The following is a 23,749-nucleotide window of genomic DNA, read 5'->3' as shown; positions in this document are numbered from 1 at the left end:
TATTCATCCTTATCAAATATCATAAATCTGCCGTCACTTCCGACAGCCATTTTCTTTCTTCGCTATCCATAAATTCTTTTAGGTTGTCATAAACCTTTTTATGGTAGTCATTAAGCCAGCTTAGTTCATCTTCTGTAAGCATTTCTACTTTAATGGCTTCACGATCTATAGGCGCATATGTCAATGTATCAAACCTCATAAACTGGCCGTATTCAGTTTTTAAATCCTTTACAGCGACGATTTCGTTTTCAATTCTGATACCGTATTCACCGTCTTTATAATACCCCGGCTCGTTACTGGTTATCATGCCTTCTGTCATAGGCACATCGTCCTGCTGTCCGCTTCTTCTCCATCTAAAGGCATTCGGTCCCTCATGAACGGCTCCTATATGTCCAACTCCATGGCCTGTACCGTGTCTGTAATCCAGTCCCATATCCCACAAGGGTCCTCTACATATTGCATCCAGGTTATAGCCTCTCACGCCTTCGGGAAACCTTGCCATGCTTAGTCTTATCATGCCCTTTAGCACAGCTGTAAAAGTCTTTTTTTGTTCGTCCGTTATGTCACCAAGGGCGATGGTTCGCGTCACATCAGTTGTTCCGTCTGTATAATGGCCACCGCTATCCACCAGCAGTAAGCCTTCCGGTTTAAGTGTTGCCTGGTCATCTTCCTTAGCACTGTAATGCACATAAGCAGCATTGCTTCCATATGCCGCTATGGTCTCAAAGCTTGGCTCAATAAATCCATCCTGCTCCATTCTACATTTAAGAAGAATATCCGCAGCATCAAGTTCTGTAAGCTGTTTTCCTGAAGCAACCTCTTTTTTTATTCTGTATATAAATTTTGTAACCGCTGCACCGTCACGGATATGTGCTTTTTTTGTATTAGCAAGCTCCGTGCTGTTTTTTACTGCTTTCCATAGCTTTATCGGTGAAATTATATTAGTAACATCTGCCCCCATAGAAAGTCTGCTATAAACTCCGCTATTTAATGTGAAAAAATCAGCTCCGATATTTATATCTCGGGCGGTTTTAGCATAGCTGTATATTTCCTCATATGGATATATATCAACACCATCTGCTTCTAGCTTTAGCGCCACATCATCAGTCAGCTTATCCATATCCACAAACAGAGCCGCTTCATCAAAGGTTACCGAAGCATAGGCCATAACTACCGGGAAATAGGGTATATCTCCTCCTCGGATGTTCATAAGCCATGCCACCTCATCAAGGGCTGCCGTTAAAATCATGTCGTATCCTTCAGATCTCATATATTCTCGTAGGCGATTAATTTTATCGGCTCTGCCTTCTCCTGCCTGTTCATCGGTCAAAAGCCATACCTTGTCCTTTGGAAGTGGAGGTCTGTCCTCCCATATAATATCCACAAGATCCTCGTCTGTATATAGATTGCCACCCTTTTCAGTGACTATGTCTTTGTATTTCAGGTAATCGGCTGTGTTCATTGTCCTGCCGTCAAAGGCTATTATGCCACCCTGCGAAAGCTTATCTTTTACATATTCGCTTATATGCGGCACTCCCGGCTCTCCAATTTCCATTCGCTGAATTTCTGTTCCATCAAGCTCCTTTGCAGCCTGCAGAAAATATCTTCCGTCAACCCAAAGAGCGGAAGTATCCGATGTCACCACTAGGGTGCCATCGCTTCCGCTGAATCCTGACATATATTTACGCTCTTTAAAATGCTCTCCGACAAATTCGGTATTGTGAAAATCGGCAGTTGGAATAATGTAAATATCAATATTCCTTTCCGCCATGAGATGTCTCAGTCTTTCTATTCTTTCATTCACCGTCATAAATCACATACCTCCCGAATAATCATCGGGAATATTATACCATATATCTGTCGTAGTATTCTTCCAAAGTCTTTATACCCTTTTTATGCATCTTTTCAGAAACATCCTTTCCCACATATGTGATATGCCACGGCTCATAGCTGTATCCTGTTACATTTTCATATCCTTTAGGATATCTTAATATAAAACCGTATTTATACGCGTTTTCGTGTACCCATGTGCACTCCGGTGTGCTTTCAAAATCATCCATTATGCCCTGGGGAGAAATCAAATCTATGGCTCTGCCCGTATGATGCTCGCTGTAACCAGGTCTTGCGGAATATCTGTCTGCGTAATCCTGTCCGTAATCTTCCACATATTGATTATATAAGGATTCCTGCTTTTCAAAGCTTCTGTATCCAGAGCACGCCTGAAGGTTTAATCCTTCTGCCGCTGCATCATCTGCCATTTCACTTAGAGCTTTATCAGTTTCCGGCGTTACCAATATTCCCGAAAGGCTTGTAACCAAACTGTACGGCTCGTATCCGTCTCTGAGTTTATTATGCTTATTTACCAGAAGATCTCTTCTGTTTTCATCCTTGACGGGTATTACATTATCATCAGTATAGACAGCCATATTAGAATCACTGCCTAAGGAAACGAAACTTCCCTTTAAAATATCCGCTCCTCCGTTAAAAAGCGTATATACCAATGCAGCTATGAAAATAAAGATTATTGCAAGTTTTTTACCTCTATGCTTTTTGTTTTTATATGCTCTCATATTATTCACTCTCCTTACAAATAAAATGATATATTTTACGGGAAAGCGATAATTTAAAAAAAGCCTAAGAAAGTATTAAACTTTCTTAAGCTTTTGGCGGTTTTAACGAACACTGCATCAGTGCATTTTTGTTGAATTTTCAACAATTATAGTTATTTTTAAAAAACATCTTCTTTTTTACATCTTCACTTAAATTATGATAAATTATTCTAAATTTGGTGTAGTAAATGGTGTAGTTCATACAAAAATCATCCGATTTTTTGTAGCATTTCTTCAGCTGCTGAATCACTTGAAGTATGTGCGTATATATTTAATGTTATCTGTATATTTGAATGACCCATTAAATATTGTAGGTTTTTTACATTCATTCCATTCTGTGCTAATTTGGTACAAAATGTATGTCTTAACACATGAGGAGTAAATTGTTCTAATGGAGAATTTGGATGTGATTCATTATATGAACGAACCATTCTATGAAAATACAACCCAATATAATCTGGATACATCAGATTTCCATTTCTGGTTAAAAAAATAAAATCAGCATGTCCGTCTATACTAATATTTTTATTTGGGAGTTTCTCCCTAAGTTCAATTATTTCTCTAAAACTCTGATATACCGATTCGGTCATTGGAATTTCTCTTATCCCACTTCTTGATTTGGGCGGTGTAATAGAAAATTCCCCATTACTTTGCGGTATAAGCTGATGAGAGATACTGATTATTTTATTTTTTAAATCAATATCATTTAAAGTTAATCCACATAACTCACCTGCTCTGATACCTGTTCCTAATAAGATAGTAAAAATTAAAAAGCTTCTTCGGTATCTTTTAGATTTACTTGAAAAACTAATAATTTTATTACATTCTTCATCAGTCAATGCTCGTCTATGAGTTGAATCGTCTTTAATAATACTTGATAAAGAGAAATTGCACGGAGTTTTCATGACTATGTCTTCTGTGCAAGCTATTCTATATGCAGCTTTTATAATTGCATATATTACTTGGATTGTATTATATTTACGTCCTTCTTTACTCAAACTAATGAGCCATAATTTTAAATCCGAACTTTTCACATCTTTAATTTTTTTATTTCCTAATTGGCTTTTTTGTAAGAGTTTTATTGTAACGTCATATAGAGCCTTAGTATTATAAGTTGCTTTTTGTTTTATTTCTTTATAGTGTTTTATCAACGCTGTTAAAGTTATATTTCCTTCTAAATAACTAACGCCATTATTTGTTAAGTTTTGTATTTCTTTTTCTTTTTCTCTTAACTCTTTTAAAGTTGAAGCATATACAGTTACTCTCTTTTTATTAAAATCTGTATATCGGTACATGTATATACCGTCTTTTCTTTGGCTCTCTCCTGTTCGTAGAACCCTTCCTTTAGAATCCTTACGATTTGCCATTTTTAATCCCTCCTTTTACATAAAAAGAAAGAGCCTATAATTTGTAATATTTTATTATTATACCACATAAGGCTCTTTCTTCATAAATTAGAAAGAATAACTACTATCCAAAAATACTTCAAATTCTTTTCTTTTAATTAGTCTTTTGTTACCGTTCCATAGTACAAAAGTGCAGTTTTGATCATTTGTTAATTCACGCAGCTTATTCTCTCCAATGTTAAAATACTGAACTGCTTCTTTTATCGTGAGAAGATATTTATCTTTTATATTGATTTGTTCAGCTACTATTGCGTCATTAGTATTTTGGTCTATCATATTGCACCTCTCATTTATCGAAATAATATCCCTTAAATACAGTTCCGTTATTTCTTAAAAATAATCCTTGTTCATCTTTAGGAATAAGCTCTGAAGCATCGGTATTATCAAGTATAATTTTAGATAGCACATCATCTGCTCTGCCACAAATCCTGCAATCAATGTTATTTCTAATCTGACCGCTTAAAATATTGGCATCAGGTCTTTGTGTCGCAAGTATTAAATTGATACCAAAGGCTCTACCTTGCCTTGCGATAGTAGAAAGCTTACTTTCAACTTGCATAATCTTTTCTTTATATTCTTTACTTGCTCCAGTCTTATCAAGTATTTCAGCCACCTCATCACAGGCAAATATAATACGCTCTATTGGTTTGTTAATTTGATTATATTTCTTGATATTCTCTGTCCCTGTTTCATATAATATGTTTTTTCTACGCTCTAATTCGGCAACCATATAATCTAATTCATCTATTAGATGATCCATATCAGTTATCAACTTTGTTTCCTTTCTCCAATACGAACTAAAATCCACTCCACCTTTAAAATCTGATATTACTACTTTCGCGCCTTTCTTTTTAGCTTGATATAATAAATTCTTCAAAAGTACGCTTTTTCCTGAACCTGTACTTCCACCGATTAAAATATGTGGAATTATATTCAAATCTACAGTTTCTTTTCCAATTAATCCATTACCGAGTACGAGTTCAAAATCTTTGTCTGATATAAAATCATCACGCCATCTTTGAAAATCATAAAGGTCGCTTTTATAATTAGCACCATACAGCAATATCTGACTATGAGTTTTTCCAAGTTTTATTTTTACTACTTTAATATTAAGTGCTGCCTCTATATCGCTTTGCTTTTCTTCCCAAGTTGATATTGGTATACCAAATGCATAAAATTCATAAATAAAAAACTCTTTTTCCTTTGTCTTTTTTATAAGATGTGGAACTTCACCAATACTATTTTTTAATCCGATTCTTTGCAAATTCCAAGATACTGATTTAGCTTCTATCGGCAATCCAATTAATATCAGATATATTATTACAGCAACAATCATGATAAAAAATAATAGAAATATAATTATCCTGTTTAAAATAAAATCAAAATCATCATAATATATGCCCAGTTCTCTGTTTTTTTGAAATACCAAAATCCCAACTAATGTAATGATTATTATAATAGGGATTCCTTTTACTGGTTTTTTCGTTATGTATTCAATACCAACTTTGATTCTCTTAAGAAGACACAGTATTTTTCCTTCTGTGTGTAAACGCTCATCTTTAAATTGCTTCATCAATCTAGACTCCCCAAAATTATTTCTATTACTCCATGTCTATCAATTTCAATCAAATCATCTATTTTATTAACAAATTTATCCCATTCTTCTTTATCAGTAGTTTGATACTTTATATACTGATAAGAAAGAGGATTTGATGAAATAATATACACTCTTGTAAAACAAGCTACCCTATCTTCGTATCGTGACGGTAGCATAAGCGGATATCGATCAAGATAATTATTCAATTCATCAAGCGGTATCTGTCCATTGAAGTTATCAAATATTATTACATCTTCTCCGTCATAATTATCAAAAGATATTCCTCTGCTTGTTCTGTAATTAGTTATCCTGCATACATTATTAAAGCCATGTTTTTCATATATGAAATCCAGCCTTCTATTTACTGAATCTACACATATATATGACGTTCTAACATTTCGATATTGTTCTTTAAAGATTTTCTTTTTAAATTCTTTTTTCAGTTCCTCAATATTTCTAGTTCGTAAGGCAAGTTTAGGAAGTTCTTCTATTATTTCCGGAATTGAATATCCTTCTTTAATCATATATATTAACCTCATCATTTCCGGAGCTTTTTCCTCGTTTTCTGTAGGAATTTCTCCATATTCAAAAAATGTACCTTCAACAGTTGTTTCCGATTTTTTTGTGTTTTTCCACTTGCCTTCTTTTAGTACATAATTTCTATTATCGTTAACTGTTCCGTATGCTTTTTCTATGTGTGCTATAGGAAATCTTCTTTTTATTGTTCCAAACCGTATAGGCGATTCAGAGAACATAAAAACATGAGTATGATAATTTCCAGTCTCTCCTATCTCATCTCCTATGCAATAATATCTCAAATTAAAGCAGTTCAGTTTTTCCAGTATATCTTCCCGTGACAATCCTGCAGTTTCTGGATTATTAATAGTCAGTTGCCATTTTCTAGATTGGCTTCTTCCATTCATTAGGTAATTCACTCCTTTTGCTACATGCTACATGCAAGGGGAGAGGTAATACTATCTCTCCCCTTGCCGCCGCTCCATGATATGCCGAAGGTATATCCTATCGCGGCAAGTGGTTACTTATTTTACTTCTCTTATTTCTGTTGCCTTTGCTGAAAGTACAGGCTTCCCTTCAATCACATAAGCCTTTACTTCAAGTCCGTCAAACGCCACTTTTTTGTATCCCTCATCTGAAAGCTGCACCCTCTGATGTCCGGGGATCTTTACGCTAATCTTTTCGAGCTTATGCTCAGGTAACGCTATTATGTACTTATAACCTGCATTCTTTCCTGTTTTTTTGCCGTCCTTTACATCTGCCACGGCAGCTATATCAACAAGGAGCATTTCGTCTCCAAGTGATTTAGTGTCTATGTTCAAATTACTTAAATTGATCATTTTTTCCTCCTTACAATTTGATAAGTTTTAACTTCCGATGCGCATCTTACATAAAGGAGTTTATATTGAATTTGAACTTAAATATATTCACTTTTTTGTCTATTTTTTGTATTGACATTTTTAAATCTTTTGTTCTCATAACCTTTGAAATAAAAAAAGATGCACTCAAACTACTGAATGCATCTTTTTGCTGCTACAATAAATTTATTCTCTGAACAAATCTTGCCTTAAGGAATTCTTTTGGTTCCCTAAAATCGTTCAATTTTAGTTTCACATTCTTTTCTCTACAAAGAATATCATAAATATTAGATAGTACATCTACTATATATGCTTCAATACTATAGTTGCAAATACTAGCTAGATAGGGAATATTAATTATCTCATCAAGAAACAGTGAAAATTCTTCAATACTATCAACAAAAATAATAGCAAACAAAAAAATAAACTTAAGTTCAGGCTTTTTACCATGGAACCATGGCTCTCCATCTATAACACTTTGTAGTATTGAACTTGATATTGAATATTCTTTTTTAATATAACTAATACTGATAGAGTATTTGTCTATTTTTTCAAATAAAAACTCTCTAAAAGATTGATTTCTTTGTACTTCTTCAATCTTTTTCATGAATTCTATTTTATATTTTTTTTTGTTGTGATTACCTTTGGTAATCACTTATTTTTTTGTATTTTCTTATTCTTTCATTTCTTTACCTCCTTTTATTTTTTGTTTTTTTATTCTGACAATAACTTTTATTTAGTTTAGTTTTCATTTTAGTTTTTCCTCCTTTCTTTAGAATCAGATCCTCCTAATATGTATCAAACGATACATTTATTCATATGTTGAATAAAAATTCATACAAGGCTGCAGCACGCCTTTCTTCCCTAATAAAAAAACTAACAAAAAAAAGAGAACACTTGTCCTCCCAAAAAATATTCAAAGAGATTAAATCTCTCCTCCTTAAATAAAATAAACTAACTAAAAAATAAAAACACACCAAAAAAACTGGTGCGGATAAAAAAACATTAATTAAAAAAAACTACATCTTTATTATACCATATAAGAATTTGAATGCAACTATTTTTATAATTTCATAAAAATTAATGTAATTATGATATAATTATTATATATATTCTATCCATTCACAAAACTAGTACCATAATGGAACTAATATGAAAGTGAATTGAGAAAGAGAGGAATTTAATATGTTAAAGAAAAGAATAGTCCAGTATTGGACTACTATTAAGGATACCTGCAAGAAGCATAAGAAAACCGCACTTGCAATCTTGCTTATCATAGCTGTTGCTGCTGGCGGATCAGTAGGGTATAAGCTGATGACTGCTACTGATTCAGGCGTGGCTTCTAACGAGAAGAAGCTTGAACAAGCAAAGGAAGCTGAAGAGGAGGCTGTTAAAGAGGAGAAATCTGCTGAAGATGAACTTAAAGATGCAGAAAAAGAATTAGAAAAAGCTAAAAAATCAGGCGATAAAGATGCAATAGCAAAAGCAGAGAAGAAAGTAGAAACTGCTAAGGAAAAAGTTAATTCAACTAAAAAGAAGGTAGAAAAAGCTAAAGAGGAAGTAGCAGAGTCTACTGATAAAAAGCCTTCTTCCAGCAATTCTAGTGCAAGTTCTAGTAACTCAAATAAGAAGCCTTCTAATAGTGGAAGCAATAGTTCCAGTAGCTCTGGTAGCTCTAGTGCATCAAAGCCAAGCAAGCCATCAGGCGGTAGCAGCGGTTCGTCTGGATCAAGCTCTGGCGGTTCTTCTACATCAAAGCCGAGTAAGCCAGCTCATACTCACAGTTACACTATTCCAGTATACGGCGAGAGGACAACTACAGTAACAAAGTATAGAGAAGAAGCATACGATGTAAAAGTTTGTGGGATTTGTGGAATGGATAATCCAAGTATAGAACATGCTAAAGCACATGTAAAAAATGATGGAAATTATAATGATTATATAGAAACTAGATACAAAAAAGTCCCATATAAAGAGACTGTTACGGAGAAATATATAAAATACTATAAATGCTCCTGTGGAGCTAAAAAGTAGAGTTTAGATTAAACTCTACTTTTTACATATTGACATTTTATCTATACTACAAATATAGGCTCTTTCAAATCTGGTGTAGTTGTGGTGTAGTAAAGGTATTTTACTATCACATTATTTTGTAATAAATATTGAAATTTCAACAACTTATAAGTTTAGTACTACTACCTATTTCTTAAGAAAGTATTAAACTTTCTTAAGCTTTTGGCAATATTACTGTAAACTTTGTTATTCCATCGCTACTTTCGGCACTTATCTGTCCCCCATGGGCAGTTACTATTTCCTTTGCTATGGCAAGTCCAAGTCCAGCTCCTGCAGTGCTGCTTCTTGATTCATCCAGTCTATAGAATTTTTCAAATATGCGCCTCAGTTTTTCTTCTGGTATCGTATCTCCATGATTGGAAATTTCCACCTTTATATTTTCATCTTCATATGCCATATCGATTTTAATAATGCTGTCTTCATATCCGTACAGAACGGCATTTTTTATTATATTGTTAAACACTCTGGCTATTTTATCCGGATCGACTACAGCCTTTATTTTTTCAGCTTCTTCGATTCCAATGCGTTGTCCATTTTTAAGCATAGGATAAAACTCATCGGCAATCTGCACTATCATATATGAAATATCCGTATCCCTCTTATCAAGTTCAATGCTGCTGAGATTGTATCTTGTTATATCAAAGAATTCATTTATAAGGTCGTCCAGTCTATATGATTTTTTTAAAGCGATATCAATATATTTTTTCCTTTGATCTTCTGGCATATCAGTAGCTTCAGATAAAATCGAAAGATACCCAATGATGGATGTCATTGGAGTTTTTAAATCATGGGCAAGGTATGTGATTAGATCGTTTTTCCTTGAAGTTTCTTCCTTAACAAGCCATGTTTTCCTATCCATTTCACTTTTAAAGGCTATTATTTCCTCTGCAAGCCTTTCATAGTTTTCTGGAAGCTGTATATTTTCATCGGTGCCGCTTTTCATATATTCGCTGAAAACCTCAGCCAGTTCAGCTTTATTTTTTCTGTCCATCCATCTGCTTACAAAATACGCTGTCAACACGCCTATTAAAACTATAATAACTACGCAGCATATTATAAGCACCTTTAGGGCATTGGTATCCACCCCTAATGGATATGAAGTGTCCATAAATCGGCTAGCAAACCATTCAAAAAAAAGTCCGTTAAATACATTGTCCATTATAAAGGCAAAGGCAAATACCACCACCGCCGCAGCTATGCAGGCTATTATAAGATATTTAGATTTGATTTCTCTATTTTTCAATTTTATATCCCATTCCCCATACGGTTTTTATATATTTTGATGAGCCCATCTTTTCTCTGATGTGACGCACATGCACCGTTATGGTATTTGTATTCTTATCGTAGTATTCTTCATCCCAAATCATCCTGCACATTTCCTCAGAGCCTACAGGATTGCCGTCTGCCTCTACCAGTATTTTTATTATTTCGTATTCCGTTGGTGTAAGTGTCAAAGCCTTACCGTTTACCAAGCATTTCCTTTTTTTCCTATCCACCGATACACTGCCGCAGGTGATAATATCTTCTTCACCATGGCCTTCGTTGTACCGCTTATACCTTCTGAGCTGTGCCTTAACTCTTGCTACCATTTCAAGGGGATAAAAGGGCTTTGTAATATAATCATCGGCTCCGGTGGAAAGGCCTTCTATTTTATCCATTTCACTTATCTTGGCCGTAAGCATAATTACCGGAAAGTTGTCTTTGATTCTTATCCTACGAAGTAGCTCCATGCCATCTATGCCAGGCATCATTACATCGAGAATAGCCATATCCACCTTGTTATTCTTAAGAAATTCCCATGCTGCATTTGCATCATAAAATTTTTTTACTTCAAAGCCCTCGTTGGTCAGATAGTACTCAACGAGGTCTGCGATTTCCTTTTCATCATCCACTACTAATATTTTCTCGTTCATAGTCCTATGATATCATCGTCTAATTTATAATTTCTTAAGAAAACATTAAGATATTTGCCTTACAGAAATATTTTGGATTCCGCCCTTCTCTGATACACATCCTCTAGCTCTTCCTTATGGTAAATGTAGCCGGCATCGTCAAAGTATTTTGCATCCTTAGGGCATTTCTTTACGCAGGCACAGCATTTCATGCATATGCCAGTAATTTCAGAAACATCATTAAGATTTATGGAGCCAAGGGGACACAACTTTACACAAAGTCCGCAATTATCGCACTTTGACATATCAGTCTTAGGTTTTACCTTTCTTATATCTATAGGTGCGCCGTGTCTGTCCTGAGGCTGGTAATATCCGCTGTAAGGCTTAGGTGTTCCAGGCACCTCCACAGATTTATCAAAGCAGTCTGCACCTGCATCAAATCCTGCATCCTGTACTTTTTTAGCCACAGCATCGGCAAGGCTTTCAGCCAAAGCCAGATCTTCACTATCTGGTCTGCCGGCACCGAGAGTTGTGGAAAAGCTATGTTCTCCTACAAAAGCTCCTGCAGCCACAGGCTTTGCTCCGGCATCTGTTAAAATATCCCTCAGTTCCACAAGGGCATCATCAAAATTCCTATTTCCAAAAAGTACAACGGGAACTGCCAATGCTCCACCACCATTCATCTGTGCCAGATATTTAAGCATCAGGTTAGGTACTCTGCCTGCTATAACAGGCATACCAAATATAACTAAATCCTCATCTGTAAAGCTCAGTGGCTTTTCCCTTGCAAAAAGAGGAGTGAAATCCCACTCCCCGTATTCAAGCCGCAGTTCATCAGCCGCCTTCTTGGCGATTGTCTTTACGGTTTTTTCAGTTGTACCAGTGCCGCTAAAATAAACGGCTAAAACTCTCTTTAACATAATAAACCTCCGTATCTTTGTGCCATTGGCCCATTTTATACGCTGTGCTGTCTGTGATAAGCCTTTGCGGTAATGCAGTTAGCGGTAATTTCCTTGCTTAATTCCTCCACGGAATCAAATTTCTTTTCGTCTCTGAGTTTTTCGAGGAATTCGACCTTTATCATCTTACCGTAAAGCTCTTTATCAAAATTAAAAATATGGGTTTCCACATTTTTAGCATAAACGCCGATTGTCGGTTTATGTCCCACATTAGTTATGCTCGGATAGGCAACTCCATTGTAGGTGCACTTTGTAATATACACACCGTTAGGTGGTGAAACCATCCCTTCATCGATATTGAGATTTGATGTTGGAAAGCCTATCTTTCGTCCCAATCTGTTACCCACAACGACTTCTCCAGCTATGGCATAGTTTCTGCCAAGATATTTGCTGCAGGCAACCATATCTCCTTCCGAAATCTTTTCTCTTATGAGAGATGAGCTTACAACCTGACCGTCCACCTTAAATGGTTCAGCCACATGAACTCCGAAGTCCTTTTTCATACTTTCTTCTAAAAGCAGATTTACATTTCCTCTTGCTTTATATCCGAAATGATAGTTAAAGCCGCAAAGAACCTCCTTCATGTTCAGCTTGCCTAAAAGAATCTCATCTATAAAATCCTCGGCCTCCATCTTCATTATATCCTCTGTGAAGGGGATATTGAACATATAATCTATTCCCAGAGACTCTATAATCCTCATTTTATCTTCCGGATAGAGAATGTTTTTTACCGGCGCTGTGTTCTTTAAAAGATTTCTCGGATGGTTTTCAAAGGTGAAAACCGCACTTTTATATCCTTCTCCTGTAGCGTCGTTTACCGCTTTTTTTATGATAGCCTGATGTCCGAGATGAATTCCGTCGAAATTACCTAAAGCTACCACTGTCGGTTTTATATCTTTAATTTCTTCCAGTGAATTAAATACTAACATTTTGCATCCTCACATCAAACACCTTATGGGCAGAAAGCACTCCTTTTACAAGCTTTGCCACTCCTAAAAAAGTGTCGTTAAAATATACATTATAAAAATCGTCCCGGGAAGACTCCCTCACAATAGTTAAATCCCTTTTGGGAATTTTCTTTCCGTTTACAAAATCCTTTGCCCTATTTGCGGAAAGCTCGACTCTTCCGAATTGGACAAGGGGATAGTCCGTAGGAAATAGCTTCGATACCAGTTCCTCACGGCTCATTTTCTTAACTGCCTCTATATCCACCGTATCATCTAAAGTAAAGACTCCCGTCTTTGTTCTGACAAGGCCGCTCATGCAGGCTCCGCAGCCTAGTTTTTCGCCTATATCGGCACACAGGCTTCTTATATATGTTCCCTTTGAGCACTCCACGGTGAAGCTGATTTCTTTATTTTCCAAATCGATATTATTTACCGAAATATGTTTTATGTTAATTTTTCTCGGCTTTATCTCGACTTCCTGCCCAGCTCTGGCATATTCGTAAAGCTTTTTGCCTGCCACCTTTAAAGCCGAGTATTTAGGCGGTATCTGAGAGATTTCACCGGTGAAGCCCATTATGGTTTCTGCTATTACAGCCTCATCCATATCAGGTACCGGTCTTTCTTCTAAAACCTCTCCCCAGATATCCAAAGTATCCGTGATGATTCCTAGCTTCATCACACAATCATATGTTTTTGTATCGTAGTCCAGGTATTCGTTTATTCTGGCGGCAATACCGACGCAGACAGGCAGAACACCTGTGGCCATAGGGTCAAGGGTTCCCGTATGTCCTACCCTCTTTACTCCAATGACTCTTCTGACAACAGCAACGCAGTCATGGCTTGTCCAATTCTGCGGCTTGTTAACAACGACAACTCCGTTGATATTATCCAATTATCTTTTCCTCTATTTCTTTTTTTAGGGTTTCTCTTATCTTTTCGGGATTTCCGTATTCTGTAAAGCCTGCCGCCTTAGCATGACCTCCGCCGCCGTGGGAAGCGCACAGTTCCGAAACATCCGCATATGTCTTGGCTCTTAAAGAAGCCTTTATGCTACCGTCTTCATTTTCTCTAAGCAGTGCAGCAACCTCAACATTTTCAAGGGCTCTTAGCCTTGACACCGTTCCTTCGCTGTCATCCATAACGGCACCGCAGCGTTTAAGCATATCCTGAGTAACGCTTGCAATAACAGCCTTTCCCCCTGCAAAAAGCTCTGCTCCGTCAAAGATTTCACTCTGTAGCTTTAGCTTTGCAAAGGGTTCGTTTTCGTAGATTTCCACGCTAACTTCATGAAAGCTGTCACATATGTCGTAAAGCTCACTTACAATCTGATGAGTCTCCTTTGTTGTGTTTGAGTACTGAAAATTACCTGTATCCGTGGCGATACCTGCATATATTCTCACAGCCATGTCCTTATCAATTTCCGTACCCATAGCCTTAATCAGCTTATATATAAGCTGAGCAGTTGCACCCGCCTCAGGATCCACATAATTGTAATCACAAATGGTATCAGCGGTCTTATGATGATCTATACAAACCTTCACTGCGCCATTGTTAAATAAAGCCGCTCTCTTAGGAAAACGGCTTTCCTCACTGCAATCCACACATACGGAAATATCGTGGCCATCGGAAAACATTTTTTCCGCTTCAGCAACATCAATGCACAGATCTTTTCCAAGAAAGCTTAGATTTTTTGCCAGCTCATCTTCAGTTACCACATAAGCGTCAATGCCTTCCTTGCGCATAGCAAGGCACAGGGCCGCCGCTGATCCTATGGCGTCCCCGTCCATCACTATATGGGTGAAAATCAAACAGGATTTTCCTTTTTTAAGTACTTTCGCAATATTTTCAAAGGAATCATTTCTCATCTTTTTTCACCACGCTGTCTATAAGTTCGTCTATATGTCTTCCGTATTCTAGGGAAGTGTCCATCTTGAATATAAGGTCAGGCACATGTCTAAGCTTGATGTTTTTTCCGATTTCTCGTCTTATTACACCTTTACAGCTTCTCATGGCTTCCAAAATCTCATCCTTATATTCTTTTGAATTGTCCTGCTGTCCCATTTTCAGGGCCGACAGATAAACCGTAGCGATGCTGCCATCTCCTGTAACATCAACGGCAGTAACGCTCACAAGGCTGCCTTCCAGTCTCGGATCCTTAAGTTCCTTTAACAGCAGATCGCTGGTAATCTTTTTTATTTCCTCGCCGAGTCTTCCCGGTCTGTAGCCTTTTCCCATAATCTTAATTCCTTTCGACTTCTTCCATCTTGAAGCATTCGATTACATCGCCTTCCTTGATGTCGTTGTAGTTTTCAACACCGATACCGCATTCGTATCCCTGCTGAACCTCTCTGACATCGTCCTTGAATCTTCTTAAGGAAGATATCTTTCCTTCGTGTATTACTATACCGTCTCTAACGATACGAACTTCCGCATTTCTTGCGATGTTACCGTCAGTTACATAGGCTCCGCCTACGGTACCCACATTAGGCACTCTGAAGGTTTCTCTGATTTCTGCCTGACCGATAACAACTTCCTTGAATTCCGGATCAAGCATACCCTTCATGGCATTTTCCACATCATCGATGATGTTGTAGATTACCCTGTATGTTCTGATCTGTACATTTTCTCTGTCTGCTATGGACTGTACATTTCCTGTAGGTCTTACATTAAATCCGATGATAACTGCACCTGCAGTGCTTGCCAAAGTAACGTCAGATTCATTTATGGCACCAACGCCTGAGTGAACGATTTTAATTCTGACTTCATCATTTGAAAGCTTTTCAAGGGATGAAACAACGGCACCTACAGAACCCATAACATCACCTTTGACGATAAGGTTGAGGTCCTTAACTTCGCCTTCCTTAATCTGGCTAAACAGATCTTCAAGAGTTGAGCTTGCATTTCTTGCAAGGATTTCTTCTCTCTGCTTCTGCTTTCTCTTATCGGCGATTTCTCTTGCCAGCTTATCATCCTTAACCACATGGAAATCGTCACCGGCTGAAGGTACATCGTCAAGACCGAGAATTTCCACAGCTGTGGCAGGGCCTGCCTTCTTAATTGTAGTGCCCTTGTAGTCAGTCATAAGTCTGATTCTACCGGAAGTGTTTCCAGCTACGATACTCTGTCCTGATTTAACTGTACCATTTGTAACCAGCAGAGTTGCCACTGGTCCCTTTGCCTTATCAAGTCTTGCTTCGATAACAGTACCAAGACCCAGTCTCTTAGGATTTGCCTTAAGTTCAAGTACTTCTGCCTGCAGCAATATCATTTCCAAAAGGTTTTCGATACCTTCACCAGTCTTTGCGGAAACAGGTACGCTGATAACATCTCCGCCCCAGTCTTCGACTAGCACGCCGTGTTCAGCCAGGTCAGTCTTAACCAGATCAGGGTTTGCACCAGGCTTATCCATCTTGTTGATGGCAACTATAATAGGTACCCCTGCTGCCTTAGCATGGCTGATGGATTCCACTGTCTGAGGTTTTACGGAGTCATCGGCTGCAACTACCAGTACAGCGATGTCTGTGATGTCAGCACCTCTTGCTCTCATTGCAGTAAATGCTTCGTGACCTGGAGTATCCAAAAATACTATCTTCTGTCCGTTGAGCTTTACTTCGGAAGCACCTATGTGCTGAGTGATTCCGCCGGATTCGGAAGCTGTTACATTTGTAGCTCTGATAGCATCAAGCAAGGAAGTCTTACCGTGGTCAACGTGACCCATTACTGTGATAATAGGCGGTCTATGAACCAGATCCTCTTCCTTATCTTCGAAATCTTCGATGCCTTCATCGATATCTTCTTCCTCAACAGCTCCGATTACAACGCTGATGCCCAGTTCTTCACTTAATATCAGAGCTGTATCTTCATCTAGGTTTGCATTGATGTTTGTTACGATACCCAGCTTCATCAGAGTCATGATAACCTGTGAAACGGATACCCCAACCTGTTCGCAATAACCTGCAACGGTAATAGGAATGTTTATAACCTTAGTTCCTGCAGGTACTGCTTCCATTTCCACATCCTGTTCAGGCTCAGGTTTTGCTTTTTTCTGGGATTTCTTTCTTGTTTTCTTTTCCAAAGCACCTTCACCATACTGGCTCATGCCGTTTGAATTCTTTTTCTTCTTATCCTTTCTACGGCTGTTCTTATCCTCTTTTTCTCTGTTGCGTTCCTTTTCTCTGTCCTTATCCTTTTTTCTGGACTTTCTGGAATCGCCCTTTTCAGGAGCCGCAGGTGCAGCAGGTGCTGGCGAATGAGCCGCAGCAGCCGCCTTCTTTTCTTTTTCTTTTTCTTTCTTTACCTTTTTCTCAGCCTCAGCCTTTTTCTGCGCAGCCTTCATTTCTTCTTCTTTTTTGATGTCCTCTGCTCTCTTTATAACCTTAGGTCCTCTGAATTCAGTCTTTTCAGCTGCCTTTTCCTTTACTTCGGATTTTTCAGCGCCTTCTGCTGCTTTAGCTGCCTGCTCTTCAGCCTTTTTCTGAGCCAGGATTTCTTCCTTTTCTCTTGCTGCCTGAGCTTCTTTTTCGGCCTTTTCCTTTTTAGTTATAGGAGTTCCTGCAGGTCTTCTTCTGCTCTCTGCCTCCGCCTTTGTTATAGGTCTTCCTATAGGAGCTTTCCTTACAGGGGCACTCTCCGATTTTTTATCTGTCTTAGGCTGGGATTTTTTCGGTGTAGCGGCTTTAACTACCTTTGCTGCCTTAACTTGAACCTTAGGTTCACCGTCATCGGCTGATACCGATTTTTTGCTTTCCGCTCTTACCACCTTAGTCTCTGTTTCCTCTGTATTCTTATTTTTCAGCGCATTTTCAACTGCCAGCGCGTCCTCATCGGAAATGGAACTGCTTGCTGTTTTTGCGGCTATTCCCATGGAAACCGCCTGACTTACCACTTCCTTGTTGGTAAGTCCCAGCTTCGCTGCCAGATCACCTATCTTCACTGTCATAAGAACCCCTCCTTTCGTCCTGACTTTCCTGATCTATCTCTTTAGTTATGCTTTCGGCAAAGCCCTTTTCCATTATTCCGAATATCATCTTTCCCCCGCTGCCTATGGCATGGGAAAGCTCTTCGCCTGTTCCGTACATCCTGTAGGGTGTACCACTGGCCTTTGCTGCGGATAATATCTTATCCTTGCTGTTTTCAGAAATATCTTCAGCAACGATAAGCAGCTTTACCTTTTTCTTTTTCATATTCATGATGCATGTATCTGCTCCGGTTATTAAATTTCCGGAACGCTTTGCAAATCCCATATAGGTTTTTACTTTACTATTCTTCATGCTTTTTTATTTCCTCTAAAAGCGTCTGCTGCTGTTCCTCTGTTATATCCTGTCCAAAGGATCTCTTAAAGGCTTTTCTTTTAATGGCCTTGTTTAGGCATTCTGCATCCTTGCAGATGTATACGCCACGGCCCTTTGCCTTACCGGTGATATCCACCGTAACTTCACCTTCGTAACAGGCAATTCTTATAAGCTCTTTTTTAGGCTTTGAGGTATTGCAGCCTATGCACTTTCTCATAGGTGTCTTTTGAGTTTTCATCTTACTCCTCTTCAGGTGCAACTACTTCTATGATTTCATCCTCAGGCTCATCTATTTCCTCTGATGGACCTTCTTCAGCCTGAGTATGGCTCTTTATATCTATCTTCCATCCGCAGAGCTTAGCTGCCAGACGAACATTTTGTCCGGATTTACCGATTGCCAGTGAAAGCTGATGATCCGGAACAACCACCTCTGCGATTTTTTCCTCTTCATCCACTTCAACGCTTTCCACCTGTGCCGGAGAAAGTACATTGCTTATCAGCGTTGCAGGATCTTCGCTCCATGTGATGATATCTATCTTTTCGTTGTAAAGTTCGTCAACTACATTCTGAACCCTTGCGCCTCTTGCACCTACGCATGCACCCACAGGGTCAATAGTGTCGTCTTCTGTATATACGGCCATCTTTGTTCTTGAGCCTGCTTCCCTTGCAATGCTCTTGATTTCAACGATGCCCTCTTCAATTTCCGGAACCTCCAGCTCAAAGAGGCCCTTAACCAGTCCCGGATGAGATCTGGAAAGGAATACCTGAGGTCCCTTAGTAGTTCTCTTAACATCCATGATGTAGACTTTGATTCTGTCCCCAACGGCAAAGTGCTCTCCCGGCACCTGCTCTCTTAATGAGAGAATACCCTCTGTCTTGCCTATGTTGATGAAAAGCGTACCGTTGCTGTCTCTCTGAACGATACCTGTCACCACTTCACCGGCTCTGTCTACATAGTCGTCAAATACCATTGTTCTTTCGGCTTCTCTGATTCTCTGAACCACAACCTGCTTTGCAGTCTGTGCCGCAATTCTTCCGAAATCCATAGGAGTTACCATGTATTCAACCACATCACCAACTTCGTAGTCAGGGTCGATTTCCTGAGCCTCCTCAAGGGAAATCTGAGAATTTTCGTCTTCTATTTCCTCTACCACATCCATAGACATATAAACATTTATATCTCCTGTTATCTTGTCTATGTCCACGGAAACATTCTGATTAGTTCCGTAGTTCTTTTTGTACGCAGAAACCAGCGCAGACTCGATTGCTTCAAAGAGCATTTCCTTTGATATGCCTCTTTCCGCCTCAAGCTCTTCTATCGCTTCTATAAATTCCTTGTTCATTTTCCTTTCCTTTCCTCGATTATATAATCACGGCAAGCCTTGTTTTAGCCACCTGAGATTTTTCCACTTCTATTTTTGAACCGTCATCAACGGTCAGATAATACTTATCATCATCCATATCATCCAGCACAGCGGATATTTCCTTTTTGCCGTCAATGGCCTTATACAGTTTCATTTCAACGACACTACCAAAATATCTTCTATAATGGTCTTCGGTAATCAACTCTCTATCCAGTCCCGGAGATGACACCTCAAGATAGTAATTTTGCTCTATTGGGTCCTGCTCATCCAAAGCTTCGCTTAAAAATCTGCTTACATTTTCACATTCCTCAATGCTCACATATTCCTGCTCTGCTCCCGGCTTTTTATCCACATATACCCTTAAAAACCAATCCCTTGCTTCCTTTACAAATTCAACATTCCAAAGCTCAAGACCGTTTTCTTCAAGGTACCCTGCCAGAATATCGCTGACCTGATCCTTTATCTTTTTCTTAGCCATATGACCTCCTTTGTCATTAGCGATTTATTTATCCGATTTCAAAAGTAAAGAGTGGGCTTTTGCCCACTCCTTGTCGGTCGCTTATTAACTGCAAATATAATACCATATAAATGGTATAGTTGCAAGGGTTTTTGAAATATACTATATAAGATTACAAGGTATAAAGCAGTTCTTATCATCAATAGGTATTACCTCCTCGCACATGCAGATAATACCACCGCTCCCACGCTCTAAGGTTGTTTTGTCGAGTATCTTATATTTTTTAATTTCCCTGCGGTCAGGATTTGCAGATTTTTTGATTTCTAGCGGATGAATAAATCCGTCTGCCTCTACAATAACATCAATTTCTCTTGCATTAGAGTCGCGATAGTATGTTAGATTTACTTTATTTGAAGAGTAAGAAAAATTTTTTAAAAGTTCAATTACCACATAGTTTTCAAAATAATGTCCACTAGCAGCTCCTTGCATAAGAGTATCTCTTGTAAGCCACATAGACAAATACGCACATAGTCCTGTATCGCAAAAATATAATTTTGGCGTTTTAGTTAACCGTTTTAGTTCGTTATTTGCAAAAGGCTGCAAAAGAAATACAATACCCAATCCCTGTAATAGTCGCAGCCATTCTTTAGCAGTTGGTTGCGATATTTCAGCCGCTTCTGCTAATCGTTTATAATTTACTTGCTCAGCTGTCAACGCAGCACAGGCATTAAGAAATTTTCGAAAACGTACCGAATCTGTAATGCCACCTTCTTCGGCTACGTCTCGCATAAGATAGGTTTCAATATAAGAATTAAAATATTCCTGTCTCTGTTCAGCATCAGCCATTATCGCATCAGGCATACCTCCTCGCCAGATATGCTCAAATACATCTACAATATCATTCTTTTTTACAATTTTCTGGCGCTCCAAAAGACAGTTCAAAGAAAAATCCAATTTATTTGTAAAAAACACTCTGTCTATCTCATTCTTTGAAAAACTATACAATTCTAAAATTCCGATTCTTCCAGCAAGAGTATCTCTAATATTTTTCATCATTTTATACTGTTGGGAACCAGTAAGCCAGAATAAACCTCTTTCTTCAGTTTCATCACAGATAATCTTTATCTGCTCAAATAGTTCTGGCGCTTTTTGTATTTCATCAATTATGATAGGAGGTTTATAAGTTTGAAAAAAAAGTACTGGATCGGATTGTGCCAGATTTCGTGCCATAGCATTGTCCATCGTCACATAAGTACGATTTTGACCTTCAGCCAAATGTTTCAACATAGTGGTTTTGCCAACCTGCCTAGCACCTGTTACAAGTACCGCTTTAAAAAATGAACTCATATGTAAAAACTTCCGCTCCAATGTACGTTCAATATATGTCATAGCTCGACCTCCTTTTTAGGATATTATAAAGTTCACTTTATATTATCCTAATTTTATTTTATTGTCAAAAGTTTATTGCGTCTATCATTTTCTTTATCACTTCACCGATATCCCCATCAATACAAATCGACCGTTCCGCAATTTCCTCCGGCACCCATGCCTCTCCCATGTTGATGCAGGCATATACGGCCTTGGGATTTTTTGCAGTCATCTGCCAAAAGGGATACTTATGATAGAATATAAAAAAGCGGTGGCAGAGGCTAAAAAGTCTCATTTGCCATCGCTCTTGTTTATCTTCGTTCTAAATCTTCAAAATCTCCTAAATCCTTTAAATCTATACTTGAAGCATCTACACTGAAATTATCACCGGTTTCCGTCATCTCCTTTAATGTGTCAGGTGCGTCTCCCTTAAGCTGCATCCTTATGCTTTCAGCTCTTAAGCGACAAACTTCCTTCAATGTATCCACTGCCGTAGAATGATCTTCATAGGAGCAAAATGCCGTAGGATCATCCTTTACATACTGACCTATCATCTGCTCCGTATCTTCTATGACTTTAGCGTATCTGCCGCTTTCAAAATAGCCGGAAATAAGCTTATCCAAATTATCTCTATATTCTTTAAAATAGTCGTCATTCATCATAAGGTTGTGATACAGCGGCCTTTGAGTCATTATATTTCCCGGTGCTGGTGTGCTTATCGGGTAATTTATCAAGACATTAGGATCAGTCACCGGCTCAGGCATTCCAAGGGCATATGTTCCGAAGGCAAGGTTATAGTCCCAAGGAAGCATAGCTATTTTACCGTCCTCTTCATAGAGAAAGTAATTGTGGCCCGTATGTCCCAAATAGCTGTCCCAATTCATTGTAAATACATGGACTGCAAAGTATTTCAGCGTTAGATTCGTATTAACGGCATCAGCAATGGTCTGATTGGAAGAAATATCTTTTAACGCCTTTATCAGACGCTCTTTATCTTCATTGCTTATATCTGTCACAGCATTGTCAAAAATATTAGAGTAATTTGCAAAATTCTCTCCAGTGTATTGCAGTGCAATGTCTTTATTGACATCGTTTAAAGAGCGGTAATCCGGTTTGTACAGCTTACCGACGTCTTTTCCAAAGTTACGCTTTACAAAGGCTGTATCCGGTTCTTCCACTGCAAGATAGAGGCCCCAGTCCTCTCCATTCACCTTTACCCACACATAGCTACATAAAGGCGCAGGAACTTCCATAAATCTCATCATATCGTAGGCAAGATAGGTTTTCATGTAGCTGTTATCCTGAAAGGAAGCATCTAGTGAAAACCTTTCCATGCCGTAATAGCTTTCCCCTTTAATATATTGGTCAAAATCAATTTTAAAGCTATATCTGTCAAGGCCGTATTCGCCTGTTAGAGATTTTGAATTGTTCCCCTTTACCCTAATGCCTATGTTTTCAAAGGTTTCATCATCTATGACAATATCGCAATTTTCGTATTGTTCTTGCTGTGCTTTTTCTAAAAAGCCGTTCCAGTCATCCATTACAATGTTAACTTTATGGACTTTATCATCGGCAAAAAGCTTTTCTTTGTACAACACTTTTTCTTCGTGTTCTGTTATACCCACTTTATCTCCGAACATCATCACAAAAGCAAGGAGAACTGCAGCTGCCACAGCCACAATACACAATTTATCCGAATGTTTGCCGTTTATCATTTTATTAACCCATATAATCCCCGTTGTAGGATACAAGGGTCACATTACTGATGCCTTGCATCTTTTCAAGCTGATTTATAAAAGTGCTATCATCGTCAATAAGTCTTACCTCATAATTTAGCTCTACGGTTCCGCTTTCCACACTTTTGCTCTTAAGATTATTTCTTTTAGTTTTTTCGGAAATAAGTTTTATCGCTTCTTTTTCCGATTTTTCATCTATACATCTCAATACAAGGATATATGGATTATCCCGTGTTTTTCTCTTGGAAGCGACCAACAAAACAATTCCGATGAATAAACTTCCGAATACAGCAAGCGGTATCATTCCCGCAGCAAGTACAATGCCTACAGCAATTGCCCAGAAAAGAAAAACAATATCCATGGGCTCCTTAACAGGTGTCCTGAATCTTACAATGGAAAGAGCACCAACCATACCGAGTGACAAAACAATATTACTTACAATAGTCATAATAAGCAGAGAAGTTATAAGGCTAAGAGCTATCAAGGTAACTCCAAAGCTGGCTGAATACATAACTCCGCTGTAAGTTTTCTTATATATAAAAAATATGTATAATCCCAAAAGAAAAGCCAAAACCAGTACTATACCCATGTCAAAGAAGGTGATACTGCTGCTGCTTTCTAAAAAAGATGATTTGAAAATATCTCTGAAAGTCATCATTTTCTCCTATCTATTTATC

25 protein-coding genes are annotated in these 23,749 nt (G+C 38.1%); 1 reads left to right on the top strand and 24 read right to left on the bottom strand.

Annotation, left to right across the window (positions count from 1 at the left end):
* Window positions 1–19 precede the first annotated feature (19 nt).
* The 8 genes from INF20_RS05575 to INF20_RS05540 all read right to left on the bottom strand — a co-directional run bounded on the left by INF20_RS05575 (window position 20) and on the right by INF20_RS05540 (window position 7,592).
* Complete coding sequence (locus INF20_RS05575) at window positions 20–1,810, bottom strand: aminopeptidase P family protein (RefSeq protein ID WP_226385391.1); 1,791 nt, start codon at window positions 1,808–1,810, stop codon at window positions 20–22.
* 34 nt (window positions 1,811–1,844) lie between these two features.
* On the bottom strand, window positions 1,845–2,570 hold the full coding sequence (locus INF20_RS05570; RefSeq protein ID WP_226385390.1) for a M15 family metallopeptidase: 726 nt from the start codon (window positions 2,568–2,570) through the stop codon (window positions 1,845–1,847).
* A 248-nt stretch (window positions 2,571–2,818) separates the two neighbouring features.
* Window positions 2,819–3,976: a site-specific integrase gene (locus INF20_RS05565; RefSeq protein ID WP_226385389.1), complete on the bottom strand. Its 1,158-nt coding sequence runs from the start codon at window positions 3,974–3,976 to the stop codon at window positions 2,819–2,821.
* 87 nt (window positions 3,977–4,063) lie between these two features.
* Window positions 4,064–4,291 (bottom strand): excisionase, encoded by a 228-nt coding sequence (locus tag INF20_RS05560; RefSeq protein WP_226385388.1) that lies wholly within the window; start codon window positions 4,289–4,291, stop codon window positions 4,064–4,066.
* 10 nt (window positions 4,292–4,301) lie between these two features.
* The gene (locus INF20_RS05555) at window positions 4,302–5,588 is read right to left on the bottom strand and encodes an FtsK/SpoIIIE domain-containing protein (RefSeq protein ID WP_226385387.1); all 1,287 of its coding nucleotides are present in this window, start codon (window positions 5,586–5,588) and stop codon (window positions 4,302–4,304) included.
* On the bottom strand, window positions 5,588–6,535 hold the full coding sequence (locus INF20_RS05550) for a viral replication protein (protein ID WP_226385386.1): 948 nt from the start codon (window positions 6,533–6,535) through the stop codon (window positions 5,588–5,590). Before INF20_RS05550 ends, INF20_RS05555 begins: the two co-directional genes overlap by 1 nt.
* A gap of 117 nt (window positions 6,536–6,652) precedes the next feature.
* On the bottom strand, window positions 6,653–6,967 hold the full coding sequence (locus INF20_RS05545) for a hypothetical protein (RefSeq protein WP_226385385.1): 315 nt from the start codon (window positions 6,965–6,967) through the stop codon (window positions 6,653–6,655).
* 193 nt (window positions 6,968–7,160) lie between these two features.
* The gene (locus INF20_RS05540) at window positions 7,161–7,592 is read right to left on the bottom strand and encodes a hypothetical protein (protein WP_226385384.1); all 432 of its coding nucleotides are present in this window, start codon (window positions 7,590–7,592) and stop codon (window positions 7,161–7,163) included.
* Window positions 7,593–8,170: 578 nt separating this feature from the next.
* Here INF20_RS05540 and INF20_RS05535 point away from each other — a divergent pair.
* Window positions 8,171–9,019 carry a DUF1090 domain-containing protein gene (locus INF20_RS05535; RefSeq protein ID WP_226385383.1) on the top strand — a complete coding sequence of 283 codons (849 nt, stop codon included), beginning with the start codon at window positions 8,171–8,173 and terminating at the stop codon, window positions 9,017–9,019.
* A gap of 193 nt (window positions 9,020–9,212) precedes the next feature.
* Here INF20_RS05535 and INF20_RS05530 read toward each other — a convergent pair whose 3' ends face one another.
* The 16 genes from INF20_RS05530 to INF20_RS05455 all read right to left on the bottom strand — a co-directional run bounded on the left by INF20_RS05530 (window position 9,213) and on the right by INF20_RS05455 (window position 23,727).
* Window positions 9,213–10,301 carry a sensor histidine kinase gene (locus INF20_RS05530; protein ID WP_226385382.1) on the bottom strand — a complete coding sequence of 363 codons (1,089 nt, stop codon included), beginning with the start codon at window positions 10,299–10,301 and terminating at the stop codon, window positions 9,213–9,215.
* Complete coding sequence (locus INF20_RS05525; RefSeq protein WP_226385381.1) at window positions 10,291–10,971, bottom strand: response regulator transcription factor; 681 nt, start codon at window positions 10,969–10,971, stop codon at window positions 10,291–10,293. Before INF20_RS05525 ends, INF20_RS05530 begins: the two co-directional genes overlap by 11 nt.
* 59 nt (window positions 10,972–11,030) lie before the next feature.
* The gene (locus INF20_RS05520) at window positions 11,031–11,873 is read right to left on the bottom strand and encodes a 4Fe-4S binding protein (protein WP_226385403.1); all 843 of its coding nucleotides are present in this window, start codon (window positions 11,871–11,873) and stop codon (window positions 11,031–11,033) included.
* Between the two features lie 32 nt (window positions 11,874–11,905).
* Window positions 11,906–12,838: a bifunctional riboflavin kinase/FAD synthetase gene (locus tag INF20_RS05515; protein WP_226385380.1), complete on the bottom strand. Its 933-nt coding sequence runs from the start codon at window positions 12,836–12,838 to the stop codon at window positions 11,906–11,908.
* Window positions 12,825–13,748: a tRNA pseudouridine(55) synthase TruB gene (truB, locus tag INF20_RS05510; protein ID WP_226385379.1), complete on the bottom strand. Its 924-nt coding sequence runs from the start codon at window positions 13,746–13,748 to the stop codon at window positions 12,825–12,827. Before truB ends, INF20_RS05515 begins: the two co-directional genes overlap by 14 nt.
* Complete coding sequence (locus tag INF20_RS05505) at window positions 13,741–14,664, bottom strand: DHH family phosphoesterase (RefSeq protein ID WP_226385378.1); 924 nt, start codon at window positions 14,662–14,664, stop codon at window positions 13,741–13,743. The genes truB and INF20_RS05505 overlap by 8 nt, the downstream gene beginning before the upstream one ends.
* A gap of 46 nt (window positions 14,665–14,710) precedes the next feature.
* The gene (gene rbfA / locus INF20_RS05500; RefSeq protein ID WP_226385377.1) at window positions 14,711–15,091 is read right to left on the bottom strand and encodes a 30S ribosome-binding factor RbfA; all 381 of its coding nucleotides are present in this window, start codon (window positions 15,089–15,091) and stop codon (window positions 14,711–14,713) included.
* A gap of 4 nt (window positions 15,092–15,095) precedes the next feature.
* Entirely contained in the window at window positions 15,096–17,795 is a 2,700-nt protein-coding gene (infB, locus tag INF20_RS05495; RefSeq protein WP_226385376.1) for a translation initiation factor IF-2, read from the bottom strand.
* Window positions 17,776–18,126: a L7Ae/L30e/S12e/Gadd45 family ribosomal protein gene (locus INF20_RS05490; RefSeq protein ID WP_226385375.1), complete on the bottom strand. Its 351-nt coding sequence runs from the start codon at window positions 18,124–18,126 to the stop codon at window positions 17,776–17,778. The genes infB and INF20_RS05490 overlap by 20 nt, the downstream gene beginning before the upstream one ends.
* Window positions 18,116–18,385: an RNase P modulator RnpM gene (gene rnpM, locus INF20_RS05485; protein ID WP_226385374.1), complete on the bottom strand. Its 270-nt coding sequence runs from the start codon at window positions 18,383–18,385 to the stop codon at window positions 18,116–18,118. The genes INF20_RS05490 and rnpM overlap by 11 nt, the downstream gene beginning before the upstream one ends.
* Before the next feature lies 1 nt (window position 18,386).
* Window positions 18,387–19,490 carry a transcription termination factor NusA gene (nusA, locus tag INF20_RS05480; RefSeq protein ID WP_226385373.1) on the bottom strand — a complete coding sequence of 368 codons (1,104 nt, stop codon included), beginning with the start codon at window positions 19,488–19,490 and terminating at the stop codon, window positions 18,387–18,389.
* A gap of 19 nt (window positions 19,491–19,509) precedes the next feature.
* Window positions 19,510–19,989: a ribosome maturation factor RimP gene (locus tag INF20_RS05475; protein ID WP_226385372.1), complete on the bottom strand. Its 480-nt coding sequence runs from the start codon at window positions 19,987–19,989 to the stop codon at window positions 19,510–19,512.
* Window positions 19,990–20,130: 141 nt separating this feature from the next.
* A complete protein-coding gene (locus INF20_RS05470) occupies window positions 20,131–21,357 on the bottom strand; it encodes an ATP-binding protein (RefSeq protein ID WP_226385371.1) in 1,227 nt (408 codons plus the stop codon).
* Between the two features lie 64 nt (window positions 21,358–21,421).
* The gene (locus tag INF20_RS05465) at window positions 21,422–21,631 is read right to left on the bottom strand and encodes a hypothetical protein (protein ID WP_226385406.1); all 210 of its coding nucleotides are present in this window, start codon (window positions 21,629–21,631) and stop codon (window positions 21,422–21,424) included.
* A gap of 16 nt (window positions 21,632–21,647) precedes the next feature.
* Window positions 21,648–23,051, bottom strand: coding sequence for a CotH kinase family protein (locus INF20_RS05460; protein WP_226385370.1), 1,404 nt, complete (start codon window positions 23,049–23,051; stop codon window positions 21,648–21,650).
* Window positions 23,052–23,055: 4 nt separating this feature from the next.
* The gene (locus INF20_RS05455; RefSeq protein ID WP_226385369.1) at window positions 23,056–23,727 is read right to left on the bottom strand and encodes a DUF4956 domain-containing protein; all 672 of its coding nucleotides are present in this window, start codon (window positions 23,725–23,727) and stop codon (window positions 23,056–23,058) included.
* Window positions 23,728–23,749: the final 22 nt, after the last annotated feature.

Source organism: Gallibacter intestinalis (assembly GCF_014982745.1).
Taxonomy (GTDB): Bacteria; Bacillota; Clostridia; order Peptostreptococcales; family Anaerovoracaceae; genus Gallibacter; species Gallibacter intestinalis.
This window is presented reverse-complemented; position numbering and strand designations above follow the sequence as displayed.